The sequence below is a fragment of the Myroides sp. C1519 genome (assembly GCF_038039755.1).
Lineage (GTDB): Bacteria > Bacteroidota > Bacteroidia > Flavobacteriales > Flavobacteriaceae > Flavobacterium > Flavobacterium phaeum_A.
Window position 1 is genome coordinate 1 of sequence record NZ_JBBPHM010000038.1, and the last position, 8,774, is coordinate 8,774.

General features: G+C 34.0%; 6 protein-coding genes and 2 pseudogenes. 6 read left to right on the forward strand and 2 right to left on the reverse strand.

Annotated elements, in window-relative coordinates; translation table 11 throughout:
- The 3 genes and pseudogenes from AABL81_RS13280 to AABL81_RS13290 form a co-directional block, all read left to right on the forward strand.
- A pseudogene (locus AABL81_RS13280) lies at positions 1 to 1,343 on the forward strand (hypothetical protein); the annotation flags it as partial.
- 126 nt (positions 1,344 to 1,469) lie between these two features.
- Positions 1,470 to 3,146: a gamma-glutamyltransferase gene (gene ggt / locus AABL81_RS13285; protein ID WP_158211266.1), complete on the forward strand. Its 1,677-nt coding sequence runs from the start codon at positions 1,470 to 1,472 to the stop codon at positions 3,144 to 3,146.
- Between the two features lie 538 nt (positions 3,147 to 3,684).
- A complete protein-coding gene (locus tag AABL81_RS13290; protein WP_341341297.1) occupies positions 3,685 to 4,701 on the forward strand; it encodes a WG repeat-containing protein in 1,017 nt (338 codons plus the stop codon).
- A gap of 58 nt (positions 4,702 to 4,759) precedes the next feature.
- On the opposite strand, the gene AABL81_RS13295 is transcribed toward AABL81_RS13290, so the two are convergent.
- Entirely contained in the window at positions 4,760 to 5,878 is a 1,119-nt protein-coding gene (locus AABL81_RS13295) for an FUSC family protein (RefSeq protein WP_341341298.1), read from the reverse strand.
- 339 nt (positions 5,879 to 6,217) lie between these two features.
- Here AABL81_RS13295 and AABL81_RS13300 point away from each other — a divergent pair, with 339 nt between their 5' ends.
- Together AABL81_RS13300 and AABL81_RS13305 are read left to right on the forward strand one after the other, a co-directional pair.
- On the forward strand, positions 6,218 to 6,565 hold the full coding sequence (locus tag AABL81_RS13300; RefSeq protein ID WP_341341299.1) for a hypothetical protein: 348 nt from the start codon (positions 6,218 to 6,220) through the stop codon (positions 6,563 to 6,565).
- Between the two features lie 11 nt (positions 6,566 to 6,576).
- The gene (locus AABL81_RS13305) at positions 6,577 to 6,753 is read left to right on the forward strand and encodes a hypothetical protein (protein WP_341341300.1); all 177 of its coding nucleotides are present in this window, start codon (positions 6,577 to 6,579) and stop codon (positions 6,751 to 6,753) included.
- 59 nt (positions 6,754 to 6,812) lie between these two features.
- Here the strand turns inward: AABL81_RS13305 and AABL81_RS13310 are convergent, their stop codons facing one another.
- Positions 6,813 to 7,340, reverse strand: a complete 528-nt coding sequence (locus tag AABL81_RS13310; protein ID WP_158211261.1) for an NADPH-dependent FMN reductase — start codon at positions 7,338 to 7,340, stop codon at positions 6,813 to 6,815.
- Between the two features lie 394 nt (positions 7,341 to 7,734).
- Between AABL81_RS13310 and AABL81_RS13315 the strand changes: the two are divergent.
- Positions 7,735 to 8,774 (forward strand): annotated as a pseudogene (locus AABL81_RS13315) (hypothetical protein); the annotation flags it as partial.

Here is an 8,774-nt window from a genome sequence, read left to right on the forward strand (position 1 = left end):
TTCAAGAGGATGGTACATGGACAAAAATCAATGGAGAAGATGGTGCAAAAGGAGATAAGGGAGACAAAGGAGATACTGGTTTTAAATCAGAATCACAACCAGGTCAAACAGGTCCTCCAGGATCAGCAGGAGAAGGAGTAACAGTTGTTCACAATGATAGTGGTGTTTGGATTATTCAAGAGGATGGTACATGGACAAAAATCAATGGAGAAGATGGTGCAAAAGGAGAAACAGGACCACAAGGAGCAACAGGATCTCAAGGACTTGAAGGGAAACAAGGAGAACAAGGAGAACAAGGAATCCAAGGTGAGAAAGGAGATAGAGGAGATAAGGGAGATAAAGGAGATACTGGAGCAGATGGAATACCAGGACTTCAAGGTCTACCAGGAAAAGATGGACCTGAAGGAAAGCAAGGAATCCAAGGACCAGTTGGACCACAAGGACCAAAAGGAGAAACAGGAGACAAAGGAGAAACAGGAGCAACAGGATCTCAAGGACCAGTAGGACCAGTAGGACCACAAGGACCAATAGGACTTCAAGGACCAATAGGACTTCAAGGAGCTCAAGGTGTCCAAGGGCCAGTAGGACCAGCTGGAGCAACAGGAGCTCAAGGACCAGCAGGAGTAGGTGGAGTTACTACTGTTGTATTGCCATTGAAAATTAATGGTAAAAATGGTACTATGAATGATGTGGGAACAGCATCGAATCCTTATGTAATCTCTATTAATACTGCAGTTTTTGAAGCTCCGGGTGTGGTTAAGCCTGTAGATACAGATTTTAAATTGTTGACAGATGGTACTCTAAGTATTAAACCTGGGTTTAAAAATGGAGCTTGGAATAAACAAAAAGCACCAAATGATCGCCCAGAAACAACAGAAGATGATATCTATCAATATGGAAATGTAGCAATTGGAGCAGATAATGTACCTGCAAAATTAGGAAATATTGCTACAAACGCCAAGTTATACGTAGAAGGTGATACTTTCGTAAACGGAACTATCTACTCTCAAACATCAACTTATGCGGATTACGTATTCGAGAAATATTTCTTAGGAGAGTCGGCTATTAAATACGACTATGACTTCAAAGATTTAGAGTATGTGAAAAACTTTGTAAAAGAAAATCACCATTTACCTGGTGTTACGCCAATCGGTGACTTGAACAAAGCAGCAAACGGATACATTGTAGATTACTCTAAATTGGTTATTGAACAATTAGAGAAAATTGAGGAGTTGTACTTATACATTATCGAACAAGATGAAGTGAACAAAAAACAACAAGAGCATATCAATAATTTAGAATTGAGAATGCAGAAAATGGAAGAGTTACTTAATAATTTATAGTAATTGTTTTTTTTGAAAATCAGTCCCTGAGGGTAACCTCAGGGATTTTTTTTGTCGTTAAAATCACGGAAAAAGACAATCTACCTTTCTAATTTATCTATATTGCAGCAATCAAAACTATAAATAATGAGAAAAATACTTATATCTGCATTTGTGCTTTGTGGTAGTTTACTGCAAGTAGTAGCACAAAATCCGGAAACATTTAAAAATGGAGTGATTGTATCTGCTCATCCTGAAGCCAGTAAAGTGGGAGTTGACATCTTGAAAAAAGGTGGGAATGCTGTTGACGCTGCGGTGGCAGTAGAGTTGGCTTTAGCTGTTGTTTATCCTAATGCTGGTAACATCGGTGGTGGTGGTTTTATCGTTTACAGAGGTAATGACGGAACAATTGACGCTTTAGATTACCGTGAGAAAGCTCCAATGCACGCCAGAGAAAATATGTATTGGTCTGGTGATGGAGAGGCAATTACTGATTTAAGTCAAAATGGTACGTTAGCAACAGGAATTCCAGGTACAGTGGATGGAATGGTTAAGGCTCACCAAAAATATGGTACACTATCTTGGGCAGAATTAGTTCAGCCTGCTATTGATTTAGCAGAGAAAGGGTTTGCTATTACTGCCAAACAAGCAAAGGAGTTGACGGACCATTATGCGATTTTTGAAAAATATAATACACAAAAGAATGCTTTAACAGCTAAAGAACATTGGAAAGCAGGTGATTTGTTGGTTCAATCGGATTTAGCAGAAACATTAAAGAGAGTTCAAAAAGACGGTAGAAAAGGATTTTATGAAGGTAAAACAGCTGAGTTAATTGTAGCTGAAATGAACCGTGGTAATGGAATGATTACGTTAGAGGATTTGAAGAGATATGAAGCTGTTTGGCGTACTCCTATTGTTGGAGAATACAAAGGGTTAAAGGTTATTTCAATGCCTCCTCCAAGTAGTGGTGGTATTGCGCTTATCGCTCTATTTCAGTCGATAGACCAATTTCCAATGAAGCAATGGGGATTCCAATCTGAAAAAGCCGTGCAGGTAATGACAGAAGCATCGCGTAGGGTATATGCTGATCGTGCAGAACATTTAGGAGATCCAGCATTTCACAAAGTGCCTACAGAGAAGTTAGTTGATAAGGCATACAATGTAGAACGTCTGAAAACAATGTCTTTTGACAAGGCAACGAAGAGTTCGGATGTAAGTGCGGGTGAGTTAAGTGGTTATGAAAGTGATGAAACAACGCATTATTGTGTAGTTGATAAATGGGGGAACGCTGTATCGGCTACAACTACATTAAACGATTCGTATGGTTCTAAAGTTGTGGTAGGTGGAGCTGGTTTCTTGTTAAACAATGAAATGGATGACTTTTCTATCAAACCAGGAGTTCCAAATATGTATGGGTTAGTTGGTGGTAAGGCAAATGCTATCGAACCTGAAAAGCGTATGTTGAGCTCAATGTCGCCTACAATTCTTGAAAAAGACGACAAACTTTATATGGTTGTGGGTACGCCAGGAGGATCTACTATTATTACTTCAGTTTTTCAGACTATCTTAAATGTAGTTGATTTTGGAATGAATATGCAAGAGGCAGTTGCTGCACCGCGTTTTCATCACCAGTGGTTGCCGGACCAAATTGATTATGAACCAAAGGCTTTGTCTACAGGTGTTCGCAAAGCTTTACAGAGCAAAGGATATATGCTGAAAGAACGCAAGCCTTATGGTCGTGTAGAGGGAATTTTAGTTAATGCAGATGGTACGTATCAAGCAGGGGCAGACCCAAGAGGAGATGATGTTGCTAAAGGATATTAGTAACTATTCTGATTTGTATAGAATGTAAAGAATAAACACTTGGTTGAACAAAGAGGTTTGATTGAGTGAATTTAATAAAAGGTCATCATTTTTTGTGATGACCTTTTATTTTTATACCGAATTTTAAAAAATTAGTTATAGCGTTGTTTAAGCAAGTATAAGGCAAGGTGTTTTGGAAGATATCTTTATGCTTCTTTTGATGGTTGGGCTATTGTGAAATAAGCGTATAATACAAAACAGGATTAGCAACTATAACTGTACAGCTATAGTAGGACAAGACAGGTTTTAATGCATTCATATTTTGGGTGGTACCATAGTGCTCCCATAGTGGTGTCATAGTGTTTCCATAAGAATAATGGGAAATTATGGGAGCATTATGTTTGCATTATGCTTGTATTATGTGAGCAAGCCATGTATAAATAAGATAAGTTTCCTTCTTTTAATATGTAATTATTTGTTTACGAGTCAAATAATTCTGTTTGTTGTTTGTTTTTTATAAAAAAAATGATTTATATTTAAGATTACTAATCATTTCCTTATGAATACTACTCCTATCACCACAGTTATAGATTTCTCGCCTTTTTTAGGGAGTAATAATCTATATGGATATCGCGATCAAAACAACGTAGTTTTGATAGAACCTCAATATTTGGAAGCTGATAAATTTGTTGCTACTGGTTTTGCTGTCGTAAAAAGCAAGAACGGATTGTATGGGATTATTAGTCACACCAATAAAGTAGTTGCTCCCTTTCACTACTCAAGAATATTGCTAACAGTAGTTAATCATTTTACAATTGCACAAGTTGTTATTACATATCAAGTAAGAACAGAGTTTTGGAATTGGAAACTTGTTCCTAATCTTAAGTTGGGAATAGTCAAAGAAAAATGTAAGGCTTTTGTGATTGAAAACCGACAATTGATTACAACAAAAGTTTATACGGTTGATCCTGATATTAAAAGAGAACCTTTTTTACCGATTGAAACAATTGATGAACGATTTGTGTGTATAGATCAGGATTTATATAAGGCCAAGAGAGCAAGATTAAAGCGCATTGTCAAGAATTACGTTGGTATGTTTGACAATGAGTCTAAGATTGTGAGGAAAGTAAATAATGAAAAAGTAAGAGTGTGTAATTCGCGTGGAAGAAAAGTACAGTCTTTTGAAACGATTCACAATGAGGTGTTTCCGATTACATATAAAGGAAAAGAACATTTAGTTTACCTAAATAAAAAGGATTCTATGTTGAAAAAGGCTCCCGTAATTTATAGAGATACGAAGAGGAGTGGACGTTATTACGTGAATCACGAATTTGATATGCCTATTCCAGTTCACTTAAAAGTAATTGATTTAAAGCGCGAAAGACCCTTAGTAGATATATGGAAAAACGTCATAAGTGTTTGTCCTGTGCCTCATAAACATTTCTTTATTATTGAAGTTAGACCTATGGAGGAGGGACAGATAGAGAATGACTTTTATTTTATGAATAGATTAGGTACTTTACAGGATTACTTGGAAGATGAAACCGACTTTATCTTGGCAAATTACCTAAAATAGTAGATGGTTAAGGTTGTTATAATAAAAAATCCCACTGTGTTTGCAGTGGGATTTTTTATTATATACGTTCTTGTCGGCGCATTTTTTTAAGTAATTGCAACCTTGTGTTTCTTATACCATCTCTGGTTTGTTTTCTTAAATATTCGTGGTGAATAAACCATCCTCCAATTCCTCCAATGATACTTCCGATAACGATGTCTAAAAAGCGGGCTGTAATTAAGGCATTTGGCGTACTGATTAGTGGGTTAGCTGCATCGGCTAAAAGTACGGTTAGAGCGGTAATAAATATCACAGCTACAGCGTAGTTTCGCGTAACAAACATTTCAATGATGAACTGTAATACCATGATGCATATACAGATGTATAAAGGCGAGTCTGAAATAGAAATCAAAAGCCAACACAGTCCCAATCCTATAAATGTCCCCGTAATACGTTGTAGTGCTCTTTGCCATACGTGATAAAGCGATATTCCTTGCATAATAGCAGCACAGGAAGCGGGTATCCAATATGGGTTGTTTAGTTTCAGTAAATGTCCTGTAAGTAGTGAAATAAACATAAAGGCTCCAACTATCAAAGAGTGAATTAAGTAATCTACTTGTTTTTTGATTGGTACTGGAACAATCAATGGGGCCGTAGTTTTACTATTGTATTTTTTACCCACAATTAAACTGTAGATCATAGCCAATGTACAAGCAAACATAGTTCCCATAACAACATAGCCAAGTCGGGTTGGGATAGAAGCTAAGTTAAAAGGCATATTACTTGACATAGAAGCCACCATAATAAAAAAGTAACTTCCGGGTGGTCGGGTATTAAAATACAGGTTTACCCATTGCACAGCGGTTACAAATATACCAAAGGCAATAGAGGAAATAACAAAGTTGAAACTAAAGGTAATACCAACAGCAAAGGATAACATAAACCCGAATGAACAAACAAGCATTGTAAGCATTCGCTGTGGTGTTGGAATATTAGAAGGAAGGTATAAAATTACTAATCCAGCCAAACAAGCTAATAATCCTGCTTGTAGGTTGTCAAAGTACCATCCGGTTAACAAAGGGATTCCAGTGGCTAACATTGCCATTAACGGAATGTGCCATAATCGTTCACTGTGTTTTAGTTTAAATAAGGTTTTACTTTCTTGTACAAATAAGTTTACAAAGAAATTGTCTTTCATTTTATATTGTTTATTATAACTATTAATAGGGTGTGATAGGAGTGACTTCCTATAACATTGTAGTTGTAATTATGCTGTTTTTAGTGTTTTGTATAAAGACATAAGAAAGGATACTTGTCTTTATGGTATCTAAGGACTTAGAGGATGCAAAGGTAAGCAAAAGATTAGGTTTATAAAAAATGGGGAAGGGGATTGGATTAAGTTTAACGCTATATTCAGTGCTTATTTCTGAAAGGAGTGTATTGTATAAATTATTTGTGAATGTGCAGTTTACAGAAAAAATAGTATTGCATACTATTCTTTTTTATGTATTTTTAGTGAAAAGTAAAGTGAGAAAAGATGCAAGAAAATGAATACATTATAAATGGACTTAAAAAGGAAGATTCAAAACGAGTAAAAGAACATTTTACAAAACATATTTCCTTTTATAGGTTAAAGAATTGTTACCTTGGGGTAGATGGTTATTTTGCCACAGGGTATAGCCAACTTTATCTAAGTTATCTACGTGCTGGTAAGGCTGTTGAGTATAGGGTTATTCCTTTTAGATATATTATTTCTTATGCTGTAACAAGTATTGATAGTCAGACTGTAAAATTGAAAGTATGGCTTGTTTCAGGAGATGTTGTCGAATGTGTTTTTTCTGAAAACAACATAAAAGATATAGTGAAAATATTACCAAGTATGTAAATTAATAAATAATGATAAATCCTTTTATTCGAATTAAAGCTTCTGATGGCAAGCAATATCTAATTAATATTCATCATATTGTTTATGTAGAACGCGTAGAGGAGCAAAAGTATGCTATACACTTAGTAAATGATACTGTTTTTACAAATACAAATGTAGAAGAGTTGTTAGATAGCTTGTTAAGCTAAAAAAAGCCTAAAATGAATGACTCATTTTAGGCTTTTTTAGTTTTAAATAGTGTTTTTATTTAAGATAGATTGCTTTTGAAATTAGCAATTACTTCATCTACTTGTTGTTTTAATGTTTCGTTTACAATTTCTCCGTCTTTGAAGTTGTCGTAAAAGCTTGGAAAGCTAAATGTGTTTTTAATATTAGCTCCAAAGTAAGGGAATACGCCTTTTGCACTTTCCATTACTGTTTGTCCTCCTCTTGCTCCTGGTGATGTAGATAACAATAACATTGGTTTTTCTTGGAAAAACTTCATTTCTGCTCTTGATCCCCAATCAAATATGTTTTTAAATGCTGTACTGAAACTTCCGTTGTGTTCAGCTAAACTAATAATTAAGGCATCACTTTCTTGAATGTGTTTGTTGAAGTCTAAAGCTAATTGAGGAATGCCAGCCTCATTTCTGTCTTGCGAATAAATTGGCATTTCAAAATCGTTTAGGTTTAAGATTTCTACTTCGTGTTCTCCAAATTGTTTAGAAACTGCTTTAATCAATTCTAAGTTGATTGATTTTGAACTATTACTTGCTGCGAATGCTACTATTTTCATTTTTATTTTTTTGTGATTCATATTGTATTGATAGGGCAAATGTAAGGAGGATGTTTTTATTTTAAACTTAATCTATGACAAGAAAAGTGGAGCTTGTTTTTATTTTTAATAACAAAAAGATTCGTAAATGTTAAACTTGACGTTCTGTTGCATTTAGTTGCGTTAAAAAGTGTTTTTTTATTAGATATAATGTTGTGTTTTTACTAAAAAATAATGAGCTTATCTTTATGAAATAGTGTTTTAGGTAATTATTTAATAAGTTTTATGTGTTTTAACTATTTGACTATTAGGTTTTTCGTAAAAATAATTGCAAGTATTTTGTTAGATGTTATAATTTGTATTTTTGTTTAAGAATAATCAATAATATTGTCTATAAATTAATATACTAACTAATATGAGAAGAAAAATACTGTTAATTTTATTTTTTGCGTGTAATTTCGCAATTTATGCACAAGTTGGTATTGGGACGAAAGAACCTCACATTTCGTCCATTTTAGAACTGAATTCCTCCAATAAGGGGTTGTTAATTCCACAGATTGAACTAAAAAGTTTATCTGATCGTGATGTGATTGAAGGGAGAAGTCCTAAAATAGGATTATTAGTTTTTAATACAACAAGTATTGGGAATGTCTTGACGCCTGGATATTACTATTGGGGAGAGTATGGAAACGATAGAAAGGAAGGGTGGATAAGATTAGGAGATGATACAATTGATTTTGATGTAAATAGAAATGAATCTTTGAGTGTTGACAAAGAAGGAATTCTACATTTACAAGATTCGAATGGTTCAATTGTTTCTATACCTTTAATTGAATTGCAGTTACCTTCTACTTTATTACCTCATAAAACAAAGAAAGGTGTTTTTGTTTATGAAAATGAAGTAAATCAGAAATATGAAATCCATTTAATACAGGAAATTATCAATCATATTGAGGATATATTTCATTCAGAAACTGTTATTAATTATTTAGTTGATCAATTAAAGGACAAATTCGGTAATGTTATTTATGAAAATAATAAGTTCTATTACCTAAATGATAATGGTGATAAAGTTGAGATTGATTGGAAAGATTTTAATACTAAGAATGTTTCTTTTAAGTTGATAAAAGATGAATTAGTAATTACTGACTCTGATGGTGAGACAGTGAAATTGGCAGTTGAAGAGATTGCTAAAAGTGACAAGTTTGTGACTGAATTAGTTAATAATCAATTTTTTATAACGGAGCTAACAGAAAATAGTTTTTTTATTGAAAAAATAACTACTAAAAAAGAATTCATAACGAAAATTATCAACCAATTAAAAGGAGAGTATGGTAATGTTTTTTATGAAAATAATAAGTTCTATTATTTAAATGAGAATGGTGATAAGGTTGAGATTAACTTAGGAGAGTTTGTTAAAGACAATCAGAAGTACACATCTGTAACAGCCGTTTC

Bases quoted from the DNA above. Each gene is read 5' to 3' on its own strand.
- AABL81_RS13290 (WP_341341297.1), top strand. From the start codon at position 3,685: ATGAATACTACTCCTATCACCACAGTTATAGATTTCTCGCCTTTTTTA.
- AABL81_RS13300 (WP_341341299.1), top strand. From the start codon at position 6,218: ATGCAAGAAAATGAATACATTATAAATGGACTTAAAAAGGAAGATTCA.
- AABL81_RS13305 (WP_341341300.1), top strand. From the start codon at position 6,577: ATGATAAATCCTTTTATTCGAATTAAAGCTTCTGATGGCAAGCAATAT.
- AABL81_RS13310 (WP_158211261.1), bottom strand. From the start codon at position 7,340: ATGAAAATAGTAGCATTCGCAGCAAGTAATAGTTCAAAATCAATCAAC.
- ggt (WP_158211266.1), top strand. From the start codon at position 1,470: ATGAGAAAAATACTTATATCTGCATTTGTGCTTTGTGGTAGTTTACTG.
- AABL81_RS13295 (WP_341341298.1), bottom strand. From the start codon at position 5,878: ATGAAAGACAATTTCTTTGTAAACTTATTTGTACAAGAAAGTAAAACC.